This window comes from Sphingomonas sp. AC449, from assembly GCF_979253475.1.
Window position 1 is genome coordinate 1 of record NZ_CEEDCZ010000018.1, and the last position, 25,577, is coordinate 25,577.

General features: G+C 69.2%; 25 protein-coding genes. 17 read left to right on the forward strand and 8 right to left on the reverse strand.

Annotated features, from left to right (window positions below):
- Positions 1-245 precede the first annotated feature (245 nt).
- Together ctaD and coxB are read right to left on the reverse strand one after the other, a co-directional pair.
- Positions 246-1,910, reverse strand: a complete 1,665-nt coding sequence (gene ctaD / locus AC0CH3_RS17220) for a cytochrome c oxidase subunit I (protein ID WP_056017547.1) — start codon at positions 1,908-1,910, stop codon at positions 246-248.
- 1 nt (position 1,911) lies between these two features.
- The gene (coxB, locus tag AC0CH3_RS17225; RefSeq protein WP_465238101.1) at positions 1,912-3,120 is read right to left on the reverse strand and encodes a cytochrome c oxidase subunit II; all 1,209 of its coding nucleotides are present in this window, start codon (positions 3,118-3,120) and stop codon (positions 1,912-1,914) included.
- A gap of 343 nt (positions 3,121-3,463) precedes the next feature.
- Between coxB and pyrE the strand changes: the two genes are divergently transcribed.
- The 5 genes from pyrE to AC0CH3_RS17250 all read left to right on the forward strand — a co-directional run bounded on the left by pyrE (position 3,464) and on the right by AC0CH3_RS17250 (position 7,452).
- The gene (pyrE, locus tag AC0CH3_RS17230; protein WP_354301165.1) at positions 3,464-4,048 is read left to right on the forward strand and encodes an orotate phosphoribosyltransferase; all 585 of its coding nucleotides are present in this window, start codon (positions 3,464-3,466) and stop codon (positions 4,046-4,048) included.
- Entirely contained in the window at positions 4,045-4,773 is a 729-nt protein-coding gene (locus AC0CH3_RS17235) for a pyridoxine 5'-phosphate synthase (protein ID WP_056017535.1), read from the forward strand. The genes pyrE and AC0CH3_RS17235 overlap by 4 nt, the downstream gene beginning before the upstream one ends.
- 168 nt (positions 4,774-4,941) lie before the next feature.
- On the forward strand, positions 4,942-5,364 hold the full coding sequence (gene acpS, locus AC0CH3_RS17240; protein ID WP_354301167.1) for a holo-ACP synthase: 423 nt from the start codon (positions 4,942-4,944) through the stop codon (positions 5,362-5,364).
- Complete coding sequence (gene lepB, locus AC0CH3_RS17245) at positions 5,361-6,344, forward strand: signal peptidase I (RefSeq protein WP_082445792.1); 984 nt, start codon at positions 5,361-5,363, stop codon at positions 6,342-6,344. Before acpS ends, lepB begins: the two co-directional genes overlap by 4 nt.
- A 1-nt stretch (position 6,345) precedes the next feature.
- Positions 6,346-7,452, forward strand: a complete 1,107-nt coding sequence (locus tag AC0CH3_RS17250) for an AI-2E family transporter (protein WP_354301170.1) — start codon at positions 6,346-6,348, stop codon at positions 7,450-7,452.
- On the opposite strand, the gene AC0CH3_RS17255 is transcribed toward AC0CH3_RS17250, so the two are convergent.
- A complete protein-coding gene (locus AC0CH3_RS17255) occupies positions 7,415-8,488 on the reverse strand; it encodes a glycosyltransferase (protein ID WP_465238102.1) in 1,074 nt (357 codons plus the stop codon). The genes AC0CH3_RS17250 and AC0CH3_RS17255 overlap by 38 nt on opposite strands.
- 298 nt (positions 8,489-8,786) lie before the next feature.
- On the opposite strand from AC0CH3_RS17255, the gene AC0CH3_RS17260 reads away from it, so the two are divergent.
- Genes AC0CH3_RS17260 through AC0CH3_RS17270 form a run of 3 tightly spaced genes read left to right on the forward strand, consistent with a single transcriptional unit; the run spans position 8,787 to position 11,452 of the window.
- Positions 8,787-9,701, forward strand: coding sequence for a hypothetical protein (locus AC0CH3_RS17260; RefSeq protein WP_056019022.1), 915 nt, complete (start codon positions 8,787-8,789; stop codon positions 9,699-9,701).
- Positions 9,698-10,243, forward strand: coding sequence for a DUF2141 domain-containing protein (locus AC0CH3_RS17265; protein WP_457325065.1), 546 nt, complete (start codon positions 9,698-9,700; stop codon positions 10,241-10,243). Before AC0CH3_RS17260 ends, AC0CH3_RS17265 begins: the two co-directional genes overlap by 4 nt.
- Before the next feature lie 18 nt (positions 10,244-10,261).
- Positions 10,262-11,452 (forward strand): glycosyltransferase, encoded by a 1,191-nt coding sequence (locus AC0CH3_RS17270; protein WP_354301174.1) that lies wholly within the window; start codon positions 10,262-10,264, stop codon positions 11,450-11,452.
- Here the strand turns inward: AC0CH3_RS17270 and AC0CH3_RS17275 are convergent.
- Together AC0CH3_RS17275 and ubiG are read right to left on the reverse strand one after the other, a co-directional pair.
- On the reverse strand, positions 11,337-12,833 hold the full coding sequence (locus AC0CH3_RS17275) for a DUF2029 domain-containing protein (RefSeq protein WP_465238103.1): 1,497 nt from the start codon (positions 12,831-12,833) through the stop codon (positions 11,337-11,339). The genes AC0CH3_RS17270 and AC0CH3_RS17275 overlap by 116 nt on opposite strands.
- Before the next feature lie 202 nt (positions 12,834-13,035).
- On the reverse strand, positions 13,036-13,776 hold the full coding sequence (ubiG, locus tag AC0CH3_RS17280) for a bifunctional 2-polyprenyl-6-hydroxyphenol methylase/3-demethylubiquinol 3-O-methyltransferase UbiG (protein ID WP_082445791.1): 741 nt from the start codon (positions 13,774-13,776) through the stop codon (positions 13,036-13,038).
- 52 nt (positions 13,777-13,828) lie between these two features.
- Here ubiG and AC0CH3_RS17285 point away from each other — a divergent pair, with 52 nt between their 5' ends.
- From AC0CH3_RS17285 to pal, 9 genes are all read left to right on the forward strand, one after another.
- On the forward strand, positions 13,829-15,082 hold the full coding sequence (locus AC0CH3_RS17285; RefSeq protein ID WP_354301178.1) for an aspartate kinase: 1,254 nt from the start codon (positions 13,829-13,831) through the stop codon (positions 15,080-15,082).
- Positions 15,083-15,303: 221 nt separating this feature from the next.
- The gene (locus AC0CH3_RS17290; RefSeq protein WP_235532241.1) at positions 15,304-16,323 is read left to right on the forward strand and encodes an NAD(P)H-dependent flavin oxidoreductase; all 1,020 of its coding nucleotides are present in this window, start codon (positions 15,304-15,306) and stop codon (positions 16,321-16,323) included.
- Between the two features lie 155 nt (positions 16,324-16,478).
- A complete protein-coding gene (locus AC0CH3_RS17295) occupies positions 16,479-17,297 on the forward strand; it encodes a hypothetical protein (RefSeq protein ID WP_354301180.1) in 819 nt (272 codons plus the stop codon).
- Between the two features lie 151 nt (positions 17,298-17,448).
- Positions 17,449-17,910 (forward strand): YbgC/FadM family acyl-CoA thioesterase, encoded by a 462-nt coding sequence (locus tag AC0CH3_RS17300; RefSeq protein WP_333995338.1) that lies wholly within the window; start codon positions 17,449-17,451, stop codon positions 17,908-17,910.
- Positions 17,907-18,599 (forward strand): protein TolQ, encoded by a 693-nt coding sequence (gene tolQ / locus AC0CH3_RS17305; protein ID WP_354301183.1) that lies wholly within the window; start codon positions 17,907-17,909, stop codon positions 18,597-18,599. The genes AC0CH3_RS17300 and tolQ overlap by 4 nt, the downstream gene beginning before the upstream one ends.
- A gap of 42 nt (positions 18,600-18,641) precedes the next feature.
- On the forward strand, positions 18,642-19,079 hold the full coding sequence (gene tolR, locus AC0CH3_RS17310) for a protein TolR (RefSeq protein WP_056017509.1): 438 nt from the start codon (positions 18,642-18,644) through the stop codon (positions 19,077-19,079).
- Positions 19,080-19,101: 22 nt separating this feature from the next.
- Positions 19,102-20,166, forward strand: coding sequence for a cell envelope biogenesis protein TolA (locus AC0CH3_RS17315; protein WP_354301185.1), 1,065 nt, complete (start codon positions 19,102-19,104; stop codon positions 20,164-20,166).
- A gap of 200 nt (positions 20,167-20,366) precedes the next feature.
- Positions 20,367-21,722 carry a Tol-Pal system beta propeller repeat protein TolB gene (tolB, locus tag AC0CH3_RS17320; RefSeq protein WP_354301308.1) on the forward strand — a complete coding sequence of 452 codons (1,356 nt, stop codon included), beginning with the start codon at positions 20,367-20,369 and terminating at the stop codon, positions 21,720-21,722.
- A gap of 52 nt (positions 21,723-21,774) precedes the next feature.
- Positions 21,775-22,302, forward strand: a complete 528-nt coding sequence (pal, locus tag AC0CH3_RS17325; RefSeq protein WP_056017500.1) for a peptidoglycan-associated lipoprotein Pal — start codon at positions 21,775-21,777, stop codon at positions 22,300-22,302.
- Positions 22,303-22,460: 158 nt separating this feature from the next.
- On the opposite strand, the gene AC0CH3_RS17330 is transcribed toward pal, so the two are convergent.
- Genes AC0CH3_RS17330 through AC0CH3_RS17340 form a run of 3 tightly spaced genes read right to left on the reverse strand, consistent with a single transcriptional unit; the run spans position 22,461 to position 25,443 of the window.
- Entirely contained in the window at positions 22,461-23,327 is an 867-nt protein-coding gene (locus AC0CH3_RS17330) for a S1/P1 nuclease (RefSeq protein WP_354301187.1), read from the reverse strand.
- Positions 23,324-24,253, reverse strand: coding sequence for an isoaspartyl peptidase/L-asparaginase family protein (locus tag AC0CH3_RS17335; RefSeq protein WP_354301189.1), 930 nt, complete (start codon positions 24,251-24,253; stop codon positions 23,324-23,326). Before AC0CH3_RS17335 ends, AC0CH3_RS17330 begins: the two co-directional genes overlap by 4 nt.
- Before the next feature lie 8 nt (positions 24,254-24,261).
- The gene (locus AC0CH3_RS17340) at positions 24,262-25,443 is read right to left on the reverse strand and encodes an acyltransferase family protein (protein WP_354301191.1); all 1,182 of its coding nucleotides are present in this window, start codon (positions 25,441-25,443) and stop codon (positions 24,262-24,264) included.
- Between the last annotated feature and the right edge of the window lie 134 nt (positions 25,444-25,577).

Consider the following 25,577-nt stretch of genomic DNA (forward strand, 5'->3'; position numbering starts at 1 on the left):
GGTTTGGCTAGCGGGGGATTTTCGGGCGTGCCGGGGTGGGACGATTTTGGGCGGGCGTTGGCGTGCCGGGCTCTGGGTCCTGACTTTCGTCAGGATGACGGGCGGGGGGCTGGATATGAAAAACGCCCCGGGTTTCCCCGAGGCGTTCTTTGTTCTGGCTGGCCCCGACACGGGAGCAAGTCCCGTGTCGTCGGACGCGGCGTTGCCGCGCCGGCCGGGCGGGGGCTTTATGCCCTGATCCGCCCTCAGTCGATCTTCGGGAGCGTCTCGAACTGGTGATAGGGCGGGGGCGACGAGATCGTCCATTCGAGCGTCGTGGCGCCTTCGCCCCACGGATTGTCCGCCGCCTTCTTGCCCGCGATCAGCGACCAGATCAGGTTGACGAAGAAGATCGCCATGCCCGCGGCCATGATCATGTAGCCCACCGTCGCGACATAGTTCCAGTGCGCGTAGGCGTCGGGATAGTCCGGATAGCGGCGCGGCATGCCCTGGAGCCCGAGGAAGTGCATCGGGAAGAACATGACGTTCACGCCGATGAAGAACACCCAGAAGTGCAGCTGGCCGAGGAACTCGTTGTACATCTTGCCCGACATTTTCGGGAACCAGTAGTAGAAGCCCGCGAACAGCGAGAACACTGCGCCGAGGCTGAGCACATAGTGGAAATGCGCCACCACGTAATAGGTGTCCTGCATGTAATCGTCGATGCCGCCATTGGCGAGCACGACGCCGGTCACGCCGCCGACGGTGAACATGAAGATGAACCCGATCGACCACACCATCGGCGTCTTGAAGGTCATCGACCCGCCCCACATCGTCGCGATCCACGAGAAGATCTTGATGCCGGTCGGGACCGCGATAACCATCGTCGCCGCGGTGAAGTACATCTTGGTGTTCACGCTGAGGCCGGTGGTGAACATGTGGTGCGCCCACACCACGAAGCCCACGACGCCGATCGCGACCATGGCATAGGCCATGCCGAGATAGCCGAAGACGGGCTTGCGGCTGAACGTCGAGATGATCTGGCTGACGATGCCGAAGCCCGGCAGGATCATGATGTAGACTTCGGGATGGCCGAAGAACCAGAACAGATGCTGGTAGAGGACGGGATCGCCGCCGCCTGCGGGATCGAAGAAGGTGGTGCCGAAGTTGCGATCGGTCAGCAGCATCGTGATCGCGGCCGCGAGCACCGGCAGCGCGAGCAGCAGCAGGAACGCGGTGACGAGCATCGACCACACGAACAGCGGCATCTTGTGCAGCGTCATGCCCGGCGCGCGCATGTTGAAGATCGTCGTGATGAAGTTGATCGCGCCGAGGATCGACGACGCACCCGCGAGATGGAGCGCGAGGATCGCCATGTCGGTCGACGGCCCGGGCTCGCCATAGGTCGAGAGCGGGGCGTAGAGCGTCCAGCCATTGCCGGCACCACCGAAGAACGGCGAGGCGAGCAGCAGCGTGAAGGCGGGGATCAGCAGCCAGAACGACACGTTGTTCATGCGCGGGAACGCCATGTCGGGCGCGCCGATCATGATCGGCACGAACCAGTTGCCGAACCCGCCGACCATCGCCGGCATGACCATGAAGAACACCATGATCAGGCCGTGCGCGGTGATGAGCACGTTCCAGAGGTGGAGCGATTCGTCGAGGCTGGCGCTGCCGCCGTGGAGCATGCCCGCCCAGCCCTGCAGATACTGGATGCCGGGCTCGGCGAGCTCGGCGCGCATGAGGCCCGAGACCGAGCCGCCGATGATCCCCGCGACGATCGCGAAGATCAGGTAGAGCGTGCCGATGTCCTTGTGGTTGGTCGACATGAACCAACGCGCGAAGAAACCGGGCTTGTGATCGGCATCGTGGTGATGCTCGTGCGCATCATGGGCAACGAATGCCGACGGGTTGAGAGCGGTGTCGGTCATCTTACTGTCCCGCGTTACCGGCGCCGGCCGGATTGGAGGTGGCGCCCTGCGTCGTGGCAGGGGCGGTTGCGTTGGCGGGGGTCGTCACGTTCTCGACGGGGCCGGTGGCGTTGGCGGTATCCTCCGCCTCCTCGACCTTCGCCGCGGAGCCGTCGGCGCCGGGCTGCGGGATGACCTTGTCGGAGGCCTTGCCCGGGGCGGGCATCGTGCCGCCCTTGGCGCGGACCCACGCCGCGAACTGTGCAGGCGAGACCGCCTCGACCGCGATCGGCATGAACGCGTGGCGTGCGCCGCACAGCTCGGAGCACTGGCCGAAATACAGGCCCGGCTTGTCGATCGTGAAGCTGGTCTCGTTCAGGCGACCCGGGATCGCGTCGAGCTTGATCCAGAAGGCGGGGACCGCCCAGCTGTGGATGACGTCGTTCGCGGTCGTGATCAGGCGGATCGGCACGCCGACCGGCAGCACGATGCGGTTGTCGGTCGCGAGCAGGCGGGGGCCGTCGGCATCGGTGCGCGCGCGTTCACCCGCGCCGACGTCCTTGGCTTCCTTGAGCATGTTCGCGGTGACTTCGAAGCCGCCGTTATCCGGATACTGGTAGGTCCAGTACCACTGGTTGCCGATCGCCTTGATCGTCACCGCACCCGCGGGCGCGGGCTTGAACTGCGCGGAGAGCAGCCCGATCGACGGCACCGCGATCAGCACGAAGATGATGACCGGCGCGAGCGTCCAGATGATCTCGATCACGGTGTTGTGGCTGGTCTTCGACGGCACCGGGTTGGCGGCGCGGCGATAGCGGAACACCACCCAGAACAGCAAAGCGAGCACCAGCAGCGAGACCGCGGTGATCGTCGGCATCAGGATCGCATTGTGCATCCAGTGCGCGAACACACCGTTCTTGGTGACCTGCGGCTGGAGCCCGACGACCCCCGGGGTCGGCTGGCCGACGCCAGGCGTCGCGGTCAGCCCATAGGCGCCGTCGACCGCGAGCGCGGGACTTGCCGGATCGGCGGTCGGTGTCGCGGCAGCGGTGGTCGGGGCGGTGTTCGACACGCCCGCGGGGCCTGCTGCGGCCTGCGGTGCCGGGGCCGCCGCGTCAGGCGTGGCCTGGGCAGCGCCCGCCGGTGCGGCATCGGCCGCAGCCGCCTGCGGCGCCGGTGCGGCGTACCCTGCGACACCACCAAGACTCGCCATTGCGAGCCCTGCTGCCATCGCCAATCCTCTCATCCCCAGTATGCGCATCGTTTTTCTTGACCCCGGTTTACTGCGAACCCGTACCACGGACGCGCGGATGTCTGCTTATCATTTTGACCATTGGCTATAGGCCGCGGAACCAAATGCCTCAAGCCCAGTGCGTCGGCAGGTGCGGGGTTTGTGTGATTTGTCGTTGCAGACCGGGGCGTTAGGCAGGCCACGAACGCCGTATTCAGGGCGGTGCGCATGGCTCTGGCGCGCCGACTTTCGTCACGATGACGCGTGCGCGGCCGCGCGGGGCCGTTGCGTGGGCCCTGCTCCGCTCGTATCAGCGCAGGATAGTTTGGAGCGACGACCTGCGATGACCGAAGACGATGTGCTCGCCGAATTCCGCGCCGCCGAGGCGTTGCTCGAGGGGCATTTCATCCTGTCCTCGGGGCTGAGGAGTTCGCGCTATCTGCAATGTGCGCGCGTGCTGATGGATCCGCGGCGTGGCGCGCGGCTCGCCGAGGCGCTGGTCGCCCGGATACCCGACGATCTGCGCGCATCGATCAGCGCGGTGGTGTCGCCCGCGATGGGCGGCGTCATCTGCGGGCACGAGATGGCGCGCGCATTGGGGGTGGAGGCGATGTTCCTCGAACGGCCCGACGGCGTGTTCGAGCTTCGCCGCGGCTTCCGGCTTTCGCCCGGACAGCGCGTGCTGATGATGGAGGACGTGGTCACGACCGGGCTGTCGTCGAGGGAGGCGATCGCGGCGATCGGCCGGGCCGGCGGCGTGACCGTCGCCGCGGCGGCGCTGGTCGACCGGTCGAGCGGCGCGGCCGACCTGGGCGTGCCGTTCTTCCCGCTGATCCGGCTCGACGTGCCGACCTATGCCGCCGACGCGCTGCCGCCCGAACTGGCGGCGATCCCCGCGATCAAGCCGGGCAGCAGGGCCGCCGCATGAGCCGCGACCTGCGCCTCGGCGTCAATATCGACCACGTCGCGACCGTCCGGAACGCGCGCGGTGCGGGGTATCCCGATCCGGTGCGTGCGGCGCTGGTCGCGGCGCAGGCGGGCGCGGACGGGATCACCGCGCATCTGCGCGAGGACCGGCGCCATATCACCGACGACGATATCGCCCGGCTGTCGGCCGAACTGTCGATCCCGCTGAACCTGGAAATGGCGGCGACCGACGAGATGCTGAGCATCGCCCTGCGGCACCGGCCGCATGCCGCGTGCATCGTGCCAGAGAAACGCGAGGAACTGACCACCGAGGGCGGGCTCGACGTCGCGGGGCATTATGACCGGATGGCGCGGCTCGTCGACACGCTGGGCGGCGCGGGGATCCGGGTGTCGCTGTTCATCGAGCCCGATGCGCGGCAGATCGAGGCCGCGGTCCGGCTGGGCGTGCCGGTGATCGAGCTGCACACGGGGTTATATGCCGAGGTCGCGGGCGAGGCGCGCGCCGCGGAATTGCGGCGGCTGATGGACGCGGCGGCGCTCGCGGCGAAGAACGGCATCGAGGTGCATGCCGGGCACGGGCTGACCTTTGACAATGTCGCGCCGATCGCGGCGATCCGGCAGGTGCGCGAGCTTAACATCGGGCATTTCCTCGTGGGCGAGGCGCTGTTCGTCGGGCTGGGCGAGGCGGTTCGGACGATGCGCGAGGCGATGGATGCGGCGCGGTAGTCGAGAAGGTTTGTTCACGCGGAGGCGCGGAGGCGCGGAGCAGAAGAGGGGTATCGGGCACCGGCCCGTGTGCCCTTCCATCTTGCCGCACTTGCGGCCTTCATACTCTCCGCGTCTCCGCGCCTCCGCACGAACCGAAACTTCCGTCTTCCGACTCCGGGCGTTGCGATGATCATCGGGCTCGGGTCGGACCTGTGCAATATCGAGCGGATCGCGGCGTCGGTCGCGCGGTTCGGCGACCGGTTCGAGCAGCGCGTGTTTACCGAGGTGGAACTGGCCAAGGCGGCGCGGCGGCCGTTCACCAAGGCGGGGACGCTCGCCAAGCGGTTTGCCGCCAAGGAGGCGTTCTCCAAGGCGGTGGGTACCGGGTTCCGCGCGGGCGTCTTCATGAAGGACATCGGCGTCGTCAACGCCGCGAGCGGTGCGCCGACGCTCGCGCTGACGGGCGGGGCCAAGGCGAGGCTTGACGCGTTGACCCCCGAAGGCCACGCCGCGCGCGTGCACCTGACCATGACGGACGATCATCCCTGGGCGCAGGCTTTCGTGGTGATCGAAGCGATACCCCTGTTATCCGCGGATATGAATCGATGAAGGAAGCGGCGTTGGACGGCAATGAGTCGCTCGAAAAGCAGGTCGGGGTGGCACCCGCCACGCCGTCGAACAGCGACGTTCCTCCGCCCGTGGGCCCGGCGGCGCCGCAGCGGCGCGGCACCGACTGGTGGGGCGAGGTCAAGGGGATCTTCTGGCTGATCCTGGTCGTGCTGGGCTTTCACAGCTTCATCGCCAAGCCATTCTATATCCCGAGCGAGTCGATGCTGCCGGGGCTTCGGATCGGCGACCGGCTGGTCGTGACCAAGTTCGCCTATGGCTGGTCGTTCGTGTCGCCGACGATCCCCGACCCGCTCGCCATCTTCAAGAGCGTGGTGCTCCGCCAGCCCGAGGAGAGCTGGAGCGTGCAGATGCCGTTCATCAAGGGGCGGCTGTTCGGATCGCTGCCGACGCGCGGTGACGTCGTGATCGTGACGCCGCCGGGGACGCACAATGATTACATCAAGCGCGTGATCGGCCTGCCGGGCGACCGGCTCGAGGTGCGCGGCGGCGCGGTCATCCTGAACGGCGTGCCCGTGAAGCGCGGGCCGATGCACGACACGCTGATCCCGGTCGACACCAACAGCCCGTGCAGCGAGGACGAGTATCCGGGCGCGCTCGAGAAGCGCGCGAACGGCGCGATGATCTGTCGCCTGCCGACGGTGACCGAGACGCTGCCCAACGGCCGGCGCTACGACACGATCGAGCTGGGGTGGAGCCCCGGCGACGATTACGGCCCGATCACGATCCCCGCGGACCATGTCTTCCTCATGGGCGACAACCGCGACCGGTCGGCGGACAGCCGGTTCGCGCTGACGCAGCTCGGGCTGGGCGGGCCGGTGCCGTACGAGAATCTCGGTGGTCGTGCCGAATTCATCACCTTCAGCCTCGATGGCGATGCGACGCTCAACCCGCTGACCTGGTGGGGATCGTTGCGATCGGACCGCGCGGGCACGTCGCTGCACCCAGCCGCTGCCAACTGAGATGGCCGAGGATGCTGGCGTGACGACGCGCGTCGACGAGGCCAGCCCTGTCGAGATGCGCGATCCGTTCGTACGCAAGGAGACCAAGCGCGCGTCGATCTGGCTGGGGCTCGCCTGCCTGATCGCGCTGGCGATCGTGCTCGTCCAGCCGCTGCTGCTGATCTTCGCGGCCATCGTGTTCGCGTCGCTGCTCGACGGCGGCGTGCGGCTGCTCGGGCGGGTGCTGCCGATCGGGCGCGGCTGGCGGCTGCTGATCGTCGTCGTCTGCGTCGCCGCGTTCCTGATCGGGACCTTCTATCTGACCGGGGTGCAGGTCACCGAGCAGGCGACGCAACTGCGCTCGACGCTCGAGCAGCAGGCGACCCGTTTCACGAGCTTTCTCGCGACGCAGGGGCTGATGCCGGGCGCGTCCGACGTCAACGGGATCGTCAAGGAGGCGCTGGGATCGGTCGGGCGCGTGACCTCATGGGTGGGCACCGCGATCGGCGCGCTGACCAGCCTGTTCATGATCCTCGTGCTCGGCCTGTTCATCGCGATGGATCCTGGGACCTATTCGCGCGGGCTGCAATGGATGGTGCCGATCGACCTGCGCGACGAGTTCGCGCGGACGATGGTCAAGATGGGCGACACGATGCGGCGGCTGCTCGCCGGGCGGTTGCTCGGCATGGCGGTCGAGGGCATCGCGACGGGCATCGCGCTCGCGATCGGGGGCGTGCCGATGGCGATGCTGCTCGGCATCATCGCGGGCATCCTCGCGTTCATTCCCAATATCGGTGCGATCGTGACGGGCGTGCTGATGGTCGCGGTCGGGTTCAGCGCGGGCGTCGACACCGGCTATTGGGCGATCGGCACCTATCTGGTCGTGCAGACGATCGACGGGTACGTGATCGTGCCGATGGTCGCCAAGCGGACCGTCGACCTGCCGCCTGCGCTGACGCTGGGTGCGCAGATCCTCGCCAGCGCGCTGTTCGGGATCCTCGGGCTGGCGCTGGCCGATCCGATGACCGCGATGCTCAAGACCGCGCTGGAGCGTCGGTCGGATCGCGAGGACGAGAAGGCGGCAGCGGACGCTAAAGAGGACGCGGCAGGGGCCGCTGGGGCGACATGACGAGCGAATCGAAGAGCGCGAGATAACGCGCCGCCGCGGTGGCGCCGGGTTGCGGCACGGCAAGCGGACGCGGCGCGTCCGGCGCGAGCCACGCATCGAGCGCGGCGACGAGCGCATCGGGATCGTCGCGCGGGACGATCGTGCCGCGCGCCGCGGTGTCGACGATCTCGGGGATCGCCCGGCTCGAGTCGGTCGCGACGACGGGCGTGCCCACCGACAGCGCCTCGCGCAGCACACCCGGCACGCCTTCGAACGTGGACGTCAGCGCCACCACGCGTGCGCGGTGCATGACCGACAGCGGGTCGGCGACATGGCCGGGGAGAAGGACGCGTCCGTCGAGGCCGAGCGAGCGGACCTGTGCTTCGAGCGCAGGGCGGAGCGTGCCTTCGCCGAGGATGACGAGCGCGGTGTCGCGGTCGGCGATCCGGTCCAGCGCGGCGATCAGGCGGTCCCAGCGCTTCTGTGGTTCGAGCCGACCGACGCCAAGGATGAAGCGGGGCGGTAACGGCAGATCCGGTGCGGCCGGACCGGACGGGGCCGGCGGGTTGGGGATGACGCTGACGCGGCCGTGCATGCGCGTCGCGGCGGCCGCCTCCGCGGCGGTCGCGGGGGTCATCGCGACGAGGTGATCGAGAAACCGGTCGTGACGCGCAAGCCAGAACCGGTGCGCGGCACGCAGGAGGGCGCCGTGATCGCCGCGATCGGGCGCGTTGGACATCTTGGCGACGATCGGCGGGCAGGCGCCGCGCAACGCGATGCGGATCCACGCCGCGATCCCCGTATAGTGATTGCCCGGACAGAAGACGATGTCGGGCGCGAGGGTGCGGATGATCGTCGGAAGCGCACGCGCCGCGCCGGTGATCACCTCGAGCCCGGGCGGGATCTCGGCCGCGAGCGGGCCGGTCGGATCGCCGATGACGAGCGTGACGCGACGCCCGAGCGCGATCCAGCCGCGCGCGAGCCGCAATTGCGCGCGTTCGACGCCGCCGCCCGACAGCGTCTCGGCATAGGTCAGGATGTGGTGCGCGGTTGCCATCGGCGCGTGATGGCGTGATCGGGGGGAAATGGCGAGAGCGCGTGGGGTCGGCGATCGCCTGCCGCGTCCGCGGGCGTGATCAAGGGCTTGCGGGGCGATGCTGCCGTGCGCCCGCGAGCGACTTTCGGCAGGATGACGGCGGGGTGCGGCGGGTGACGCGATCTTCACGTGCAACGGCCTGACGGGGCGGCTATTGGCGCCGCGTGGGCTGCCCGGGTGTGCCGGGTGCGCGGGTCAAGTCGAGGATCGATCGATGCGTACGCGTATGACGGGCTTTCCCTCCGGGGGCGGCGGCCAGATGATCCTCGGTGCGGAGTCCGAGCGGGGGGACATCGCCGGGCTCGAGCCGCTCAAGACGTTTCGCAGCCGCTGGCCCGCGATCATCGGCGCGGTGCTGACACTCGCGATGATCGGCGGGCTGGCGCGCGAACTGTTCGGGAACGGACTGGCCGGACTGTCGCGATCGGTCCCGTCCGATCCGCGATTCTATCTGTGCTTCGCGCTGCTCTACATGTCGCCGCCGACCGGGGACTATGTCATCTTCCGCCGGCTCTGGGGGATCCCCGTCGCGGGGCTGGTCGCGCTGATCAAGAAGCGGATCGCGAACGAGGTGGTGTTCGGCTATTCGGGTGACGCGTATTTCTATGCCTGGGCGCGGGCGAAGGCGCAGATGGTGGCGTCGCCGTTCGGCGCGGTGAAGGACGTCACGATCCTGTCGGCGATCGCGGGCAACGGCATCACGCTGGCGATGGTGGCGATCGCGCTGCCGCTGAGCCGCGAGCTGTTGCCGCCCGAGATGTTCCGGACGGTGCTGGGGTCCGCAGGGATCACCTTCGCGATCTCGTTGCCGTTCCTGATCTTCTCGCGGCGCGTCTTCTCGCTGCCGCGCGCGACCTTGTGGTGGGTGTTCATGATCCACTGTATCCGGCTGATGTGCGGGTCGCTGCTGATCGCGCTCGCGTGGCATTTCGCGATGCCGGACGTGACGATCGCGATGTGGCTGTTCCTCGCGGCGGGGCGGCTGCTCGTGTCGCGGTTGCCGCTGGTGCCGAACAAGGACCTGCTGTTCGCCAATTTCGCGATCCTGCTGATCGGGCAGGACCAGGCGCTGTCCGAGCTGATCGCGTTCACCGCGGCGCTGACGCTGCTGGTGCATGTCGTGCTGATCATCCTATTCAGCGCGCATGCGGTGGCGACGAGGGCGCGCGGATGAGGCGGTTCAGGATGGCGGCGGTGACGGTCGTGGGGCTGGCGGGAGGCGTGCTCGGGGCGATGATCCCGGTTGCGGGGGGCGCACAAGCGCTCGGCAGCGATGCGGCGGCGTGCCAGCGCGGCGGCGGATCGGCGATCGAGGCGACGATCACCGGGTTGAAGGATCGAAAGGGCAATCTGAAGCTCGAGCTCTATCCGCCGACCGAGGCCGATTTCCTCGATGACGACCGCGACCTGATCGCCGCGGGCAAGACGTTCCGGCGCGTCAGCGTCGCGGCACCCGCGAGCGGCCCGACGGTGCTGTGCATCGCGGTCCCGCGGCCGGGGCGCTATGCGCTGCTGTTCACGCACGACCGCGACGGCAAGAACAAGTTCAGCTTCTGGTCGGATGGCGCAGGGTTCGCCAAGGGCGACCGGCTCGGCCGATCGCGGCCGAAGGTCGAGCAGGCGCTGGTCGAGGTCGGCACGGGCGTGACGCATGTCGCGATCCGTGCGCAATATCTGCGCGGGCTCGGCGGGTTCGCGCCGATCCCGGGCGATTGACGATGTGGGGCGGCTGAAATGCGGATCGTCGACGTCAACGAATTCTACTCACCGACGGGTGGCGGGGTTCGCACCTATGTCGATCGCAAGATGGGGATCCTCGCCGATCTGGGCCACGAGCTGATCGTCGTGGCGCCGGGGCGCGAGGACCGGGTCGAAGAGCGGCCGGGCGGCGGGCGCGTGATCTATCTCAAGTCGCCGGGCATGCCGTTCGACCGCAATTACGGGCTGTTCTGGGACCGCGCGGCGATCCACCGCGTGCTCGACGCGCTCGATCCCGACGTCGTCGAATGCTGTTCGCCGTGGCGGCCCGCCTGGTTCGTGGGGGACTGGCAGCCGCCGGGGGGGCGGGACGTGCTGAAGGCGTTCTTCATGCACAACGACAATATCGCCGCCTATGCGCAGCGCTGGTTCGCAGGCCTGGCGAGCCATGAGCGGATCGAACAGGGCTTTGCCTGGTACAGCCGCTATATGGGGCGGTTTCTCGCGAAGTTCGACACGGTCGTCACCAACGGGCCGGCGCTCGAGAAACGGTTGCGCGCGCGCGGGGTGCGGATCGATGCGGCGATGCCGCTGGGGATCGAGCGCGGGCATTTCTCGCCCGAGCTGCGCGACGAGGATCTGCGGCGACGGCTGCTCCGGCAATGCGGACTGCCCGACGAGGGGATGCTGTTGCTGGGGCTGGGGCGGCATCACGGCGAGAAGCGCTGGCCGCTGGTCGTCGACGCGGTCGCGCGCGCGGGGACCACGCTGCCGATCGGGCTGATCCTGCTCGGCACGGGCAGCCAGAGCGCGACGATCGCGCGGCGGATCGGTGGATCGCCGCACATGCGGATGTTCGCGCCGGTCTATGACCGCGAGCGGCTGGCGCGGATCATGGCGAGCTGCGACGCGTTGATCCACGGGTCGGAGGCCGAGCCGTTCGGGCTGGTCGCGTCGGAGGCGATGGCGTCGGGCCTGCCGCTGATCGTGCCCGATACGGGGGGCTGCGCGGAGGTCGCCGACGCTCGCGCGAGTGCGCTGTATGCGGCGCGCGATGCGGTGTCGGCGGCGGAGGCGATCGCGCGGCTCTATGCGTGCGACCGGGCGATGCTCAGGCGCGCGGCGGTGGTGGCGGCGGCGCATGTCCGGTCCGACCGCGAGCATGCGGTGGAACTGGTCGACTATTATGCGGGGCTGCTGGCGGCGAAGCGGCAGCTGGCGGCGTGAGATAGAGGCGGAAGCGCGTGCCGGGGACGGGAATGGCCCGGCCGCCTGCGGCAGCGAGCGCGGCGTCGAGCGCGGGGTCGCCTGCGGTCGCGGCGTTTTCCGCGCCGGTCAGGATTGGGGTGCCGGGGGCGAAGTGCATCCTGTCGCGGCCGATGACGTGGAGGCGGCGCTCGGCAGCGGCGTCGAGCAGCGTGCGGCTGCGGAAATAAAAGGGGCCGGCGGCGAAGCGCGCGTCGGGGAGGCGGCCGGTCGCGGGCAGGATTTCGGGCGACAGTGTGACGATCGGACCGGTGATGCGGTGTGCGTCGAGCGTCGCCCTGAGGATCGCGGCTTCGCGGAGCGCGCTGGCGAGCGACAGGCGGCCGGGCTCGAGCAACGCTGCGATCGTCGGGGTCAGGCCGAGCAGCGCGAACATCCCCAGTGCGATCCGCCAGCCGCGTGGCGGGGGGGCGGCCTGCCAGAGGAGGGCGAGCGCGACGAACAGCGGCGGGAGCATCGGCAGGAGATACTGGCGCCACGTCGGCACGGGCAGCAGCGCGGCGACGAGCCCGGCGAACGCGAGCAGATCGAACGGCGCTGCACGCCGGCGGTGGATCGCGGCGCGCACGACCAGCACCGTGGCGGGTAGCGCTGCGCCAAGCGCCAGGAACTTGAGCGTGTCGACGAGCTTGGCGGCGAGCGAGAGTTTCCAGGGGCGGTCGGCGTAGAATTCGGCGGGTGCCGCTGCGGGGAAATGGACGGTGCCGAACAGGAAGCCCTCGGGCGAAAGCGTGACGGTCGAGGCGACGAACGCGGCGACCGGGAGCGCGCCGAGCGCGACGAGCCAGGGGCGGTGGCGCGGATGAGCGAGCGCGTAGAGGCCGTAGGCGGCGGCGGGGAAGGCGTAGGAGATCTTCGCGGCGGTCGCGGCGGCGAGCAGGAGGCCGATCGCGAGCGCGGTGCGCCGGCCGTGTTCGGTCCGCGCGATCAGCCAGAGCGCGGCGGCGAGGCACGCGGCGGGGAGCGCGTCGTTGCGCGCGGTGCCGATGCTGAAGAGCAGGATGTCGGTGGTCGCGAACAACGCGGCGCAGGTGCGGGCGATGGCCGGGCTCGCGCCGGCGCGGCGCGCGGCGGCGTGGACGAAGGCGACCGCCGCGAGACCGAGCAGCGCGTTGGTGAGGCGGAGCGCGGGCCAGGTCAGCGTGCCGGCGAACAGTGCGATCGGCGCGAAGAGGACGGGCTGGAGCGGGGTCTGGAGATAGGCGAAGTCGCGGTAGGGCAGCAGCCCGTGCGCGGTGAGGACGGTCGCGGCGACATACTGGCTCTCGTCATGGTCGACGGGGCGGAGGAGCGCGAGCGTGACGTAGAGGATCGCCAGCGCTGCGAGCCACAGGATGTTCACCCGCGAAGGCGGGTGTCCAGTCTGGGCACCCGCCTTCGCGGGTGAACGGGGGTGGGGGGTGGCGAATTCGGTCATGTGACACCACCCCGGCGGAGGCCGGGGCCCAATTGGGAAGGCCGATGTAACAGAACGCGGAACCCTGTCATGACCGTCCCCCAATTGGGCCCCGGCCTTCGCCGGGGTGGTGTGGGGGAGAGCGGGCTCAGGCTTTTACCGCGGTCAGGAAATAGTCGAGGCTGGTTGAATCGCTGAGCGTGAACCCGGTCGCCGGCGAGAAGCCGAGCCCGCGCGTGTCGATGACGCGCAGGCCGGCGTCGCGCAGCAATGCGGTCAGTTCGTCGGGGGTGAGGAACTTGTTCCAGTCGTGCGTGCCGCGCGGTATGCGGCCGGTGCCCTCGGCGATCGTGATCATCGCGAGCCGCGACAGCGGCGTGCGGTTGGGAGTCGACAGGATCAGTAGGCCGCCCTCTGCCAGCACGCGCGCGAGGCCGCGGACAAAGCCTGCCGGGTCGCTGACATGCTCGATCACCTCGAGGCTGGTGACGAGATCGAACCGGCCGTCGAGCCCCTCGACGCCGCCTGCGCGATAGTCGATCGCGAGCCCGCTCTGTGCCGCATGGATCTCCGCCGCGGCGATGTTCTCGGGCGCGGCGTCGATCCCGGTGACGCTGGCGCCGAGCCGCGCGAGCGGTTCGCAGAGCAGCCCCGCGCCGCAGCCGACGTCGAGCGCGGTCCGGCCGGCGAGCGGGGTGAAGCCCGCGCCGTCGCCGTGCCAGTGCGCGTCGACCTGGTCGCGGATATAGCGCAGGCGGGGCGGATTGAGCTGGTGGAGCGGTGCGGACGAGCCCTTCGGGTTCCACCAGTCGGCCGCCATCGTGCCGAAATGCGCGGCTTCCTTCGGATCGATTGTTGCGCTTACGTTGCGGTCACTTGCCAGTATCATGCGCGCTACCTATCAGGGCCGCCGCTTCGACCCAAAGGGATTTACGCTGCCCATGGCCCGTATCGTGATGAAATTCGGCGGGACGTCGATGGCCGGGATCGAACGTATCCGCAACGTCGCGGCGCGCGTGAAGCGCGAGGTCGACGCGGGCAACGAGGTCGCGGTCGTCGTCTCCGCGATGGCGGGCGAGACCGACCGGCTGGTCGGCTTCTGCCGCGAGGCGTCGTCACTGTACGATGCGAAGGAATATGACGTCGTCGTCTCGGCGGGCGAGCAGATCACGAGCGGGCTGCTCGCGATCGCGCTCCAGGCCGCGGGATGCAAGGCGCGGTCATGGCTGGGGTGGCAGCTGCCGATCAACACGTCCGACGCGCATGGCTCGGCACGGATCGGCGAGATCGACACGGTCGCGCTCGATGCGAGCCTGGCGGACGGTGTCGTCGCGGTGATCCCGGGGTTCCAGGGCGTGGCGGAAGGCCAGCGCGTCACCACGCTGGGGCGCGGCGGATCGGACACGTCGGCGGTCGCGATGGCGGCGGCGATGAAGGCCGATCGCTGCGACATCTATACCGATGTCGACGGCGTCTACACGACCGATCCGAGGATCGTGCCGCGGGCCCGGAAACTCGGCAAGGTGACGTATGAGGAGATGCTGGAACTCGCCAGCGTCGGCGCCAAGGTGTTGCAGACGCGGTCTGTCGGCCTGGCGATGAAAGAGAATGTGCGCGTGCGCGTGCTGTCCTCGTTCGAGGATGGCGATACCAGTGACGGACACCGCGGCACGCTGATCGTGGGCGAAGAGGAAATCGACGATATGGAACGCCAGCTCATCACCGGCATCGCGCATGACAAGAACGAGGCGAAGATCACGCTGACTCAGGTCAGCGATCGCCCGGGATCGGTCGCGGCGATCTTCGCGCCGCTCGCCGATTCGGGGATCAACGTCGACATGATCGTCCAGAACGTCGCGCATTCGACCGGGTCGACCGACGTGACGTTCACCGTGCCCTCGGCGGATCTGGCGCGGACGCTCGATGTGCTCGACAGGGCGAAGGACGCGATCGGTTTCGCGAGCCTGGTCCACGACACGCGCGTCGCCAAGGTCTCGGTGGTCGGCGTGGGGATGCGCAGCCATGCGGGCGTCGCCTCGACGATGTTCACGACGCTCGGCGAACGCGGGATCAACATCCAGGCGATCGCGACGTCGGAGATCAAGGTCAGCGTGCTGATCGAAGAGGATTATACCGAGCTGGCGGTGCGTGTGCTGCACACGGCTTACGGGCTTGATGCCGAGGATGCGGCTTGAGTCTGGGCGCCGTCGGTGACGTCGTGGCTACCAACGCCGTTACGACCGCGCCGTCACCCCAGCGAAAGCTGGGGTCTCGTGGGGCGAGGACGGGCGCTATCACGGGGAGATCCCAGCTTTCGCTGGGATGACGGGTGTGGTGGCAGCGAGCGCGCGTGCTATCACGGGGAGATCCCGGCGGTTGCTGGGATGACGACTGTAATCGCGACGGGAATGTATGCATGACGATCGGTACTGAGCGGCTGCAACGCCGCATGGCGCGTGGCGCCGCATTCCTCGGGTCCGAGGTCGCGATCCTTGGCGGGGCGATGTCGTGGGTGAGCGAGCGCAATCTCGTCTCCGCGATCTCGAATGCGGGCGGGTTCGGGGTGATCGCGTGCGGCGCGATGACGCCCGCGTTGCTCGATGCCGAGATCGCGGCGACGCAGGCGATGACCGACAAGCCGTTCGGCGTGAACCTGATCACGATGCATCCCGACCTGGTCGAGCTGATCGCGGTGTGCACGCGGCACAAGGTCGGCCATGTCGTGCTGGCGGGCGGATTGCCGCCCAAGGGCAGCCTCGAGGCGATCAAGGCGGGGGGCGCCAAGGTCATCTGTTTCGCGCCGACGCTGGCGCTGGCCAAGAAGCTGATCCGCAGCGGCGTCGATGCGCTGGTGATCGAGGGGATGGAGGCCGGCGGGCATATCGGCCCGGTGTCGACGAGCGTGCTGGCGCAGGAGATGCTGCCCGAGATCGCCGAGCTGGTGCCGGTGTTCGTCGCGGGCGGGATCGGTCGCGGCGAGGCGATTGCGGGCTATCTCGACATGGGGGCTGCGGGCGTTCAGCTCGGCACGCGGTTCGTCTGCGGGACCGAATCGATCGCGCATGCCAATTTCAAGAAGGCGTTCATCCGTGCCTCCGCGCGCGATGCGATCGCCAGCGTCCAGCTCGACGCGCGGCTGCCGGTGATCCCGGTGCGCGCGCTGAAGAATGCGGCGGGCGAGCTGTTCTCGGCCAAGCAGCGCGAGGTTGCCGGGCATCTCGACGAGGGGCGCGTCGCGATGGGCGAGGCGCAGTTGCAGATCGAGCATTACTGGGCGGGTGCGCTGCGCCGCGCGGTGGTCGACGGCGATGTCGAGCATGGATCGGTGATGGCGGGCCAGTCGGTCGGCATGGTCACGAAGGAAGAGCCGGTCGCGGACATCATCGCCGAGCTGATGGCACAGGCGGCATCGGCGCTGGAGGCGCGCGCGGCCTGACGGCCGGTACGCGGTCAGGGCGATATTTATTGCAATAACCCGCTGCGATCATGCCATTCGTCGCATTCGGGTTGCGGGCGTGCGCGGGGTTTATACCGTGTTAACCTTATCGGGGCAGTTCTGAATCTGTCGGGGGACAGCGAGGACTTGAGTCGATGAAGCGTCAGTTTGCGATGGTAGCCGTGACCGCAGCCCTGCTCGCCGGGTGCGCGTCGAAACCCGTCGAGGTCGCAGCGCCCGCGCCGACGCCGGTCGCGCCGGTGCCGGTCGCAGCGCCGCTCCCCAAGGGTGCGTTTCCGGGGATGAAGATTCCTGCGGTGCTCGCCGACGGGACCTATCCGACGCCGAACCGCAACCTGACCGAATCGGCGAAGATCTGGCATCTGCGCGCCGCGCTCAACGTCGCCGCGCTGGCGTGTCGGGGGGCGGACGAGGCGGTGATCGTCGCGGGGTATAACGCGATGCTCGCCGCGCAGAAGCCCGTGCTGGCGAAGGCCGAGGCGACCTATTCGGCGGAATATCGCGCGGGCGGCGGCGACTGGCAGGATCGCTACGACGATTCGATGACGCGGCTGTACAATTTCTTCTCGCAGTCGCCGTCGCGCGATGCGTTCTGCCAGGCGGCGGGGCGCGTGCTCGCGGAGGGCGCGAGCGTGCCGGGGCCGATGCTCGCGAGCTTTGCGGCGACGCGGCTGCCGATGCTCGAGCAGCCTTTCACCGATTTCTATCGCGCGTTCGACGCGTGGCGCGGCACCGCGACGCAGCCGCTAGCGACGCAGCGCGTGGTGTTCGCGAGCAACGGCGCGGTCCCCGTCGCGCCCGCCGGGATGACGCCGGCCCCGCGCGCGACGCCCGTGTCCTATCCCGCGAGCGGGTTGCAGGCGCAGCTGAAGCCGGTGTCGCAGCCGCCATTGCCCGTCGCGCCGCCTGCGCCGCGTCCGCAGCTGCAGCTCGATCCCAGCGTCTTTCAATAACCAGGTGATTCCCCGATCGGGGCGCGACCACGTCCGGCCCCGATCGCCGCTGCGGCGTGCCTGCGATTCCCCGGACCGACCGACGGCCAAATGACGGGCGTGTCGCGCGAGCGCTTTCTTCGCGGCGATGGTTGGGTTAACAGCCGCGGGAATGGCGGACGCAGACCAGGATCAACCGGCGGGAGGGCGCTTTGCGGGGCGCGAGCACCGGTTCGCGCTGCGCGTGTATTTCGAGGACACCGACCTGTCGGGCGTCGTCTATCACGCCAACTATCTGCGCTACATGGAGCGCGCGCGGTCGGACATGCTGCGCGTCGGCGGGATCGACCAGCGCGCCGCGTTCGACGCGGGCGAGGGATCCTATGCGATCGCCAGTCTCAACATCCGCTATGCCGCGCCCGCGCGGCTCGACGACGCGCTGGTGATCGTCTCGCGGATCACGCAGGTCCGCGCGGCCAGCGTGGCCATTCATCAACGAGTCATGTGCGGCGGGGTTGTCTTGGCAGAGGCGGACGTGGTGGCGGCATTGATCGCCCCCAACGGCCGGCCGCGTCGCCAGCCACGCGCATGGACTGACATCTACGAACGCCTTGTCTGGCAGGGGGAAGCATGAATCCGGTTCTGACTATGGATAGCGCGACGCTGTCGCCGATCCACCTGTTCCTCCAGGCCGACTGGGTGGTGAAGGGCGTGATGATCGGGCTGTTGCTCGCCAGCATCTGGACATGGGCGCTGATCGTCGCGTTCTGGCGGCGGATCGGCAAGACGCGCAAGGGACTGGTGCGGTTCGAGCGCGACTTCTGGAAGGCCGAGGACATCGACGTGTTCTACAGGGCCGAGAGCGAGACCGACCTGCCGTCCGCGCGCGTCTTCGCGGCGGGCGTGACCGAGTGGCGGCGATCGACCGCGGGCGGCACGATCGACAAGAGCGGCACGCGCGAGCGGCTGGCGACGACGATGGGCGCAGCGACCGCGCACGAGATCGACCGGCTGTCGGACCGGTTGAACGTGCTCGCGACGGTCGGGTCGGTGGCGCCGTTCGTCGGGCTGTTCGGCACCGTCTGGGGCATCATGCGCAGCTTCACGAGCATCGCGGCGGCGCAGAACACGTCGCTGGCGGTGGTCGCACCGGGGATCGCGGAAGCGCTGTTCGCGACCGCGATCGGCCTGTTCGCGGCCATTCCGGCGGTGATCGCGTACAACCGCTTCAGCCACGGTATCAACCGGATCGAGGCGAGCCTGAACCGCTTCGCCGACGGCTTCCACGCGACGCTGTCGCGCCAGCTGGACGGCTCGCGATGAGCGGCGCCGGGACGTGTCCGCTGCCCGTGCGAGGCGCGTGAGGTGGCGATGAACCTTCCCTCGTCGCGCGGCCGCGGTCGTCGTGCTCCGATGGCGGACATCAACGTCACGCCGCTCGTCGACGTGATGCTCGTGCTGCTGATCATCTTCATGGTGACCGCGCCGCTGATGACCGCGGGCGTGCCGGTGAACCTGCCCGATGCGCGCGCCAAGGCGCTGGAACAGGAGCAGAAGCCGGTCGAGATCTCGATGGACGGGACGGGTGCGGTGTTCATCGACACCGACCAGGTGAGCGAGGACGCGCTGCCCGTGCGGCTGGCGGCGATTGCGGCGAGCCGCGCGGTCGGCAACGAGCCGCAGGTGCTGCTGCGCGCGGATCGCCAGCTCGATTACGGGCGCGTGATGCGCGTGATGGGCGAACTGAACCGCGCCGGGCTGAACCGCGTCGCGCTGGTGACGGTCGAGGGCAACCAGAACTGATGCCGATGACGGGCCTGTCGTGATGGATCGTTCCGAAAAGATCGGGCTGGGCGTCGCGCTCGCCGGGCACGTCCTGCTGTTCGGCCTGTTGTCGGTCGGATTTCTCGACGCGCCCGAGCTGCCGAAGGTCGAGCAGCAGCCGATCGACATCAGCCTCGTCCCCGACGTGGCGCTCGAGGCGACCGCGCCGCAATCGGCCGAGACGCCCGCCGAGTCGGTCGCACCCGACGAGGGCGCGCCCGAGGATGCCGCGCCGCCCGCGCCCGACGAGGCGGAGCCCGCGCCGCAGCCCGATCCCGCGCCGCCGCCACCGCAGCCGGCGCCGCCCAAACCCGCGCCGCCCAAGCCGCAGCCCGTCCCCAAGCCCGAGCCGAAACCGGTGGCCAAGCCCAAGCCCGCGCCGCCGAAGCCCGTCGCAAAGCCGGCGCCGGTGCCCAAACCCGTGGCCAAGCCGCAACCCGCACCTGCAAAGCCTGCGCCTGCCAAGCCCGCGCCGGCGAAACCTGCGCCGGCGAAGCCTGCCGCCAAGCCCGCGCCTGCGAAGAGCGCGGCGCCGTCGAAGGCATCGGCGTCCAAATCCACGTCCTCGTCGTCGTCCTCGGCTGCGGCGAAACCGTCGACGAGCAAGGGCAGCGGGTCGACTGCGGACGCCAAGGCGGCGCGGCCGCGCGGGTCGCGGCTTGGCGACAATTTCCTCAAAGGGCTGTCGGCGGATCCGTCGCCAAGCAAGTCGGAGGCGCCCAAGGCAGCCAAGCTCGGCGCGCAGGCGGCGGCCAATATCGGCTCGGCGATCCTGCGCCAGGTGCAGCCCTGCGCGAACCGGCAGGTGACGCCGGGGCCGGGCGCGGAGCGGATCCGCGTGACGATCAACCTGCGGCTCAATCGCGACGGATCGCTTGCCGCGCGGCCGACGATCAGCGACCATGCCGGTGTCGACGACGAGAATCGCCGCTATGTCGCGCGCGTCGACGACCTGGCGATCGCGACGTTTACCGGTTGTTCGCCGCTGCGCGGTTTGCCCGACGACCTGTATGACGTGCAGAATGGCTGGAGCAAATTCAGCCTGCGCTACAAGCTTCCCGGATGAGGATGTCCGTTATGTTCCGATCGCTGTCCCCCCGCCGGCCCGCCATGATCTCCAGCCTCCTCCCCGGCGAAGGCCGGGGCCCAGGTGGAGAGGTTTTCGTAACGGCGCGTACCGTGCTTGCAGCCGCGTCCCCCAACTGGGCCCCGGCCTTCGCCGGGGTGGGGTCTGGGGTGAGGGCGGTGCTTGCTTCGGTCGGGCTGATGGCACTCGTTGCTGGCGGTGCGGCCCGTGCGCAGGACGCGCCGGCACCTCAGGCAGCGCCCGCGGGCGCGCCGGCGGCGGATGATCAGGCCGGTGGGCTGGTGGTCGACGTGACGGGCGGGATCTCCGCGCCGATGCCGATCGCGGTGCCGGTGATGCCGACGTCGGCGGTGGTGTCGACACCGGCGGGATCGACCGACGTGCTCGGGCGGCAGCTCGCCGATATCGTCACCAACGACCTGCGCAATTCGGGGCTGTTCACGCCGCTCGCGCCCGGGCAGCTGCGGCCGATCGGCTTTCCCGAGGTCACCGCGCCGGGGTTCGACTACTGGGGCAGCACGGGTGCGCAGGCGCTGGTGCAGGGCTTCATCCGCGCAAATGGCGACGGGAACCTGACGGTCGGCTGCTATCTGTACGACGTGTCGTCGCGTGCCGAGCTGACCCGGCAGGGGTTCGTCGTGCCGCCGTCCGACTGGCGGCGTGCGGGGCATAAATGCGCGGACATGGTCTATACGCGACTGACCGGCGAGGGCGCCTATTTCGACAGCCGCGTCGTCTATGTGTCTGAGACGGGGCCGAAGAACCGGCGCATCAAGCGGCTGGCGATCATGGACCAGGACGGTGCGAACCACCGGTTCCTGACCAACGGACAGTCGATCGTGCTGACGCCGCGCTTCGCGCCGAACCAGCAGTCGATCGTGTATATGAGCTATGTAAACAACCGGCCGGCGATCTATGTCTACGACATCGGCACCGGGCGGCAGCGGCTCGTCGTGCAGAATGCGAGCCTGACCTTTGCGCCGCGCTTCTCGCCCGATGGCCGCAACATCCTGTTCTCGATGGCACAGGGCGGCAATACCGACGTGTACCGCGTGTCGAGCCAGGGCGGCGCGCCGCAGCGGCTGACCAATTCGCCGGGGATCGACACGGGCGGGAGCTATTCGCCGGACGGCTCGAGGATCGTGTTCGAGAGCGACCGGTCGGGCGGGCAGCAGATCTATGTCATGAACGCCGACGGATCGAACCAGCAGCGGATCAGCTTTGGCGGCGGGCGCTATGCGACGCCGGTATGGAGCCCGCGCGGCGACCTGATCGCGTTCACCAAGCTGGGCGGGGGGTTCCGGATCGGGATCATGAGCCCGAGCGGCGGGGGCGAGAAGCTGCTGACCAACGACTGGCAGGACGAGGGGCCGAGCTGGTCGCCGAACGGCCGCGTGATCAACTTCTTCCGCTCCGGACGCGGTGGCGGGGGCAAGGCGGATCTCTGGTCGGTTGACCTGACGGGCGTCAACGAGCGCAAGATTCCGACGCCGCTCGACGGGTCCGATCCGGCCTGGGGTCCGCTGCGACCCTAGACCGACTCTGCAATCTATGTTCGAATATGTTCCGATCACGGGAGAAGATTACATGGCCAAGTTCACGACAACGCTGCTGTGCGCGACCGCGCTGATCGCCGTCGCCGGTTGCGCCAAGAAGCGGCCCGCGACCTTGCCGCCGGCACCGGTCGATTCGTCGGCGGGGGTCGATCCGACCGGCGGCCTGCCCAATGGCGGTGCGAACGGTGCGATCGTGCCCGGGTCGGACGCCGATTTCCGCCGCTCGGTGCAGAGCAACACGGTCAACTTCGCGCTCGACATGTACGATATCGATCCGACCGCGCGCGCGATCCTCGACAGCCAGGCCGAGTGGCTGGCGCGCAACCCCAATGTCCGGATCACGATCGAGGGGCATTGCGACGAGCGCGGCACGCGTGAGTATAACTTGGCTCTGGGCGACCGGCGGGCCAATTCGGCGAAGAATTACCTCGCCGCACGCGGTGTGTCGGCGTCGCGGATGACGACGATCAGCTATGGGTCGGAGCGGCCGGTGGCGCAGGGGTCGGACGATGCGGCGTGGGCGGAGAATCGTCGGGCGGTTACGATCGTGCTGAACTGAGGCCCTTTTCCCTCTCCCCCTGGGGGAGAGGGAAGGAGGAGCGCTTGCGACGGGAGGGTGAGGGGGCGTTGGGATCCATGTCCCGAGCCTCATTCCCCTCACCCTCCCATGCGCAAGGGCGCATGGGCCCCTCCCTCTCCCCCGAGGGGAGAGGGGTTTTAGGTCAGCGCCTTGTCTAGGAGTTTGGCGAGGCGGAGGCCGCCTTTGCGGACTTCTTCGCGTGAGACGGGGGCGATGCGGGCGATCGTCGCTTCGTCAAGTTTCACGCGCGGCGGGACGGGGCTGCAGGCGTCGCCGCCCAGCGCCGAGGCATAGGTGACGTCGTGCGCGACCTGCCAGCTTTCGCGGCTCCAGTCGGCGACGGTGCCCGCCGCGATGCGCGCGCGTTCGGCGGCGGGGTAGCGGCGGACGAGCGAGGGGGGCGCGGAGATTGCGCGTTCGGCGAGCGTGCCGTCCCAGACCGAGTGGAGATTGAGCCGCGCGGGGGCGTAGATGCCGTAATCGGTCTTCACGTCGTTGCCGCCCTTGTCGTGGCGATCGCCCGCGTGGAGCGGCTGGTGGAGATCGCCGACGAAGTGGATGAGGAAGGCGAGCGCCTGGACGCGGTCGTGCGGCGACGTCTTGCGGTCGCGGAGCAGTCTCACGTCGCGGTCGATCTGCGCGGAGACGCAGTCGCCATCCTTGCAGGCAGGCGTCAGGTCGAACGGCGCGCAGACGTCGACATTCTGGTAATGCCAGCTGTAGGCGAAGCCAAAGCGCGACTTGCCGTCAGCGGTCTTGAGCGGCTTGACGCAGTCCGCCCAGACGCTTGCCTGCTCGATCGTGCCGGCCGGGCATTCGGGGGTGTCGAGCAGCGCCTGCTGCGCGAGGAGGCGGCGGATCGCAACCTTCGTGCGCGGCGCGACATTGGCATAGGCGATCTGCGCGACCGTCTCATGCCCATATTCCCAATAGGCGGTGGCGGGGGCGGCGGTCAGCGCGGTCGCGGCGAGGATGCCGAGCGTGGTCAGGGACTTGCGAATCATACCGTCTCACTAGCGTAGATGGCGACGCTGCGCGCGCCCTTTGCGGACGCGGTGCCGCGGTACATGCCCGGCGTGGTGAACGACCAGGCCATGGTGCCATCGGGGGCGACGACGATCGCGCCGCCGGTGCCGCCGAGCGCGCGGACCTCGGCAAGCACCGCCTCGGTCGCGGCCTGGAGCGGTTCGCCGGTCAGGCGGACGCGCGCGGCGATTTCATGCCCGACGCCGACGCGCAGGAAGAACTCGCCCGAGCCGGTGCACGACACCGCGCAGGCACGATCGTCGGCGAAGGTGCCCGCACCAATGACGGGCGAATCGCCGATCCGGCCCCAGCGCTTGCCGGTGACACCGCCGGTCGAGGTGGCGGCGGCGACATGGCCGTGCGTGTCGCAGGCGACCGCGCCGACGGTGCCGTATTTCATGTCGACGTCGAACATGTCGCCGCTCGCCTGAAGCTCGGCGAACTGGCGGCGGCGTTCGTCGGTGGCGAACCAGTCCTGCTCCGCCTGTTCGAGGCCGTGCTCGCGCGAAAACGCGTCCGCGCCGGTACTTGCGAGGAAGACGTGGCGGCCGTCGTCGAGGATCGCGCGGGCGAGGCCGACCGGGCTGCGAGTCGCGGTGGCGGCGGCGACGGCGCCCGCGGCGCGCGTACGGCCGTCCATGATCGCGGCGTCGAGCTCGATCCCGCCGTCATGCGTGAACACCGCGCCGCGGCCCGAATTGAAGTGCGGATCATCCTCGAGCACGCGGACCGCGGCCTCGACCGCGTCGAGCGCGGTGCCGCCGCCTGCGAGCACGGCCGAGCCGGCGTCGAGCGCGCGCGACAGGCCGGCGCGCGCGCCCGAATCCTGCTCGGCGGAGAGCATTTCGCGGTCGAGCTTGCCCGCGCCGCCGTGGATGACGAGGGTCCAGTTGGGTTGGGGCATGGGGGCTTTCACAAGGTTGGCGGGGTGGGACGAAGGTGGAGACGCAGCCCGATCAGCGGGCGCAAGGGCGCGACGCTGCGGCCGATCCGGTAGAAGGCGAAGCAGCCCGCGACGGTCGCGACCAGCAGCAGCGTGAACTCCGCCCAGCCGGGAAGGCCGGCGGGGAGCAGCGCGTACATGACGAGGACGATGATCGTCTGGTGGATCAGGTAGAAGGGGAAGACCGCCTCGGTCAGCATCGGCCGCCAGCGATGGTCGCGGTTGAGATGGCGTTCGGCGAGCCCGATCAGCGCGACGATTCCGCCCCATTGCTCGAGCGCATGCGCGATGCCGTAGGGCGTATAGACCCAGCGCGGCGTGGCGACGCCCGCGGGCCAGCCGAGCTCGATCCCGAGGATCGTCGCATAGCCGAGCAGCGCGAGCCCGCCGCCGATCTTCCACAACCGCGCGATCGCCGCGATCGCGGGTTCGGAGCGCGCGAGGCCGAAGCCGAACAGGAAGGCGGGGAAATAGGTGACGTGCGCGAGCCAGTCGCCGAACAGTGCCTGGCTCTCGCCCGCCATGCGCAGCCACCAGCCATGGACGAAGATGAGCCAGGCGAGCGGCAGCAGCAGCACGAGCCAGCCGCCGAAGACGCGGTCGAACAACCGTTGCGCGCCGCGGCTGCGGACATTCTGGTGGCTGCGCAGGCTTCGCGGCCCGCGGACCAGCGCGACGCCGAGCGTCAGGACCGCAGTATAGACAAAGAGATAGACGACGAACCAGAGGTGGTTCCACGCAGGCAGCCAGAGCCCGTCGAGCGGGGCAAAGCGGAACGCGTCGTGCGTCCAGAACGTCCAGTAGCTGCCCGCATAGCCGTGCCGGGTGACGAGTTCGACCCAGGGTTGCGGGGGGACGATGACGAGGATGCCGAAGGCGAGCGGCACGAGCAGCCGGTAGCAGCGCGTCGCGAAGAAGCGGACCGGGCCGCTCGATCGGCGGAGCAGCGCGCGGCTGGCATAGCCCGAGACGACGAACAGCAACGTCAGCCGCCACGCGTTGGCGGCGAGCATCGGCAGCCGCACCCAGTCCTCGACATGCGCCGACTTCACATGGAAGTTCCACGGCACGAAGACCATCGCGATATGGTAAAGGATCAGCAGGGCGAAGGCGCCGATCCGCAGCCAGTCCATGCCGTAATGCCGGGTCATCGCAGCGCCCTAGGCGGCGGGGGACGGGGCCGCAAGCTTGGGGCGGTCGGGGGGACGGTGGCTCCGGTCTCATATCCTCCCCCGCCAGGGGGAGGTGGCGCCGCAGGCGTCGGAGGGGGAGGACGCACGACAGA

Excerpts from the sequence above, each read along its gene's own strand:
- ctaD (WP_056017547.1), bottom strand. The coding sequence starts at position 1,910 with ATGACCGACACCGCTCTCAACCCGTCGGCATTCGTTGCCCATGATGCG.
- coxB (WP_465238101.1), bottom strand. The coding sequence starts at position 3,120 with ATGGCAGCAGGGCTCGCAATGGCGAGTCTTGGTGGTGTCGCAGGGTAC.
- pyrE (WP_354301165.1), top strand. The coding sequence starts at position 3,464 with ATGACCGAAGACGATGTGCTCGCCGAATTCCGCGCCGCCGAGGCGTTG.
- AC0CH3_RS17235 (WP_056017535.1), top strand. The coding sequence starts at position 4,045 with ATGAGCCGCGACCTGCGCCTCGGCGTCAATATCGACCACGTCGCGACC.
- acpS (WP_354301167.1), top strand. The coding sequence starts at position 4,942 with ATGATCATCGGGCTCGGGTCGGACCTGTGCAATATCGAGCGGATCGCG.
- lepB (WP_082445792.1), top strand. The coding sequence starts at position 5,361 with ATGAAGGAAGCGGCGTTGGACGGCAATGAGTCGCTCGAAAAGCAGGTC.
- AC0CH3_RS17250 (WP_354301170.1), top strand. The coding sequence starts at position 6,346 with ATGGCCGAGGATGCTGGCGTGACGACGCGCGTCGACGAGGCCAGCCCT.
- AC0CH3_RS17255 (WP_465238102.1), bottom strand. The coding sequence starts at position 8,488 with ATGGCAACCGCGCACCACATCCTGACCTATGCCGAGACGCTGTCGGGC.
- AC0CH3_RS17260 (WP_056019022.1), top strand. The coding sequence starts at position 8,787 with ATGATCCTCGGTGCGGAGTCCGAGCGGGGGGACATCGCCGGGCTCGAG.
- AC0CH3_RS17265 (WP_457325065.1), top strand. The coding sequence starts at position 9,698 with ATGAGGCGGTTCAGGATGGCGGCGGTGACGGTCGTGGGGCTGGCGGGA.
- AC0CH3_RS17270 (WP_354301174.1), top strand. The coding sequence starts at position 10,262 with ATGCGGATCGTCGACGTCAACGAATTCTACTCACCGACGGGTGGCGGG.
- ubiG (WP_082445791.1), bottom strand. The coding sequence starts at position 13,776 with ATGATACTGGCAAGTGACCGCAACGTAAGCGCAACAATCGATCCGAAG.
- AC0CH3_RS17285 (WP_354301178.1), top strand. The coding sequence starts at position 13,829 with ATGGCCCGTATCGTGATGAAATTCGGCGGGACGTCGATGGCCGGGATC.
- AC0CH3_RS17290 (WP_235532241.1), top strand. The coding sequence starts at position 15,304 with ATGACGATCGGTACTGAGCGGCTGCAACGCCGCATGGCGCGTGGCGCC.
- AC0CH3_RS17295 (WP_354301180.1), top strand. The coding sequence starts at position 16,479 with ATGAAGCGTCAGTTTGCGATGGTAGCCGTGACCGCAGCCCTGCTCGCC.
- AC0CH3_RS17300 (WP_333995338.1), top strand. The coding sequence starts at position 17,449 with ATGGCGGACGCAGACCAGGATCAACCGGCGGGAGGGCGCTTTGCGGGG.
- tolQ (WP_354301183.1), top strand. The coding sequence starts at position 17,907 with ATGAATCCGGTTCTGACTATGGATAGCGCGACGCTGTCGCCGATCCAC.
- AC0CH3_RS17315 (WP_354301185.1), top strand. The coding sequence starts at position 19,102 with ATGGATCGTTCCGAAAAGATCGGGCTGGGCGTCGCGCTCGCCGGGCAC.
- tolB (WP_354301308.1), top strand. The coding sequence starts at position 20,367 with ATGGCACTCGTTGCTGGCGGTGCGGCCCGTGCGCAGGACGCGCCGGCA.
- pal (WP_056017500.1), top strand. The coding sequence starts at position 21,775 with ATGGCCAAGTTCACGACAACGCTGCTGTGCGCGACCGCGCTGATCGCC.
- AC0CH3_RS17330 (WP_354301187.1), bottom strand. The coding sequence starts at position 23,327 with ATGATTCGCAAGTCCCTGACCACGCTCGGCATCCTCGCCGCGACCGCG.
- AC0CH3_RS17335 (WP_354301189.1), bottom strand. The coding sequence starts at position 24,253 with ATGCCCCAACCCAACTGGACCCTCGTCATCCACGGCGGCGCGGGCAAG.
- AC0CH3_RS17340 (WP_354301191.1), bottom strand. The coding sequence starts at position 25,443 with ATGACCCGGCATTACGGCATGGACTGGCTGCGGATCGGCGCCTTCGCC.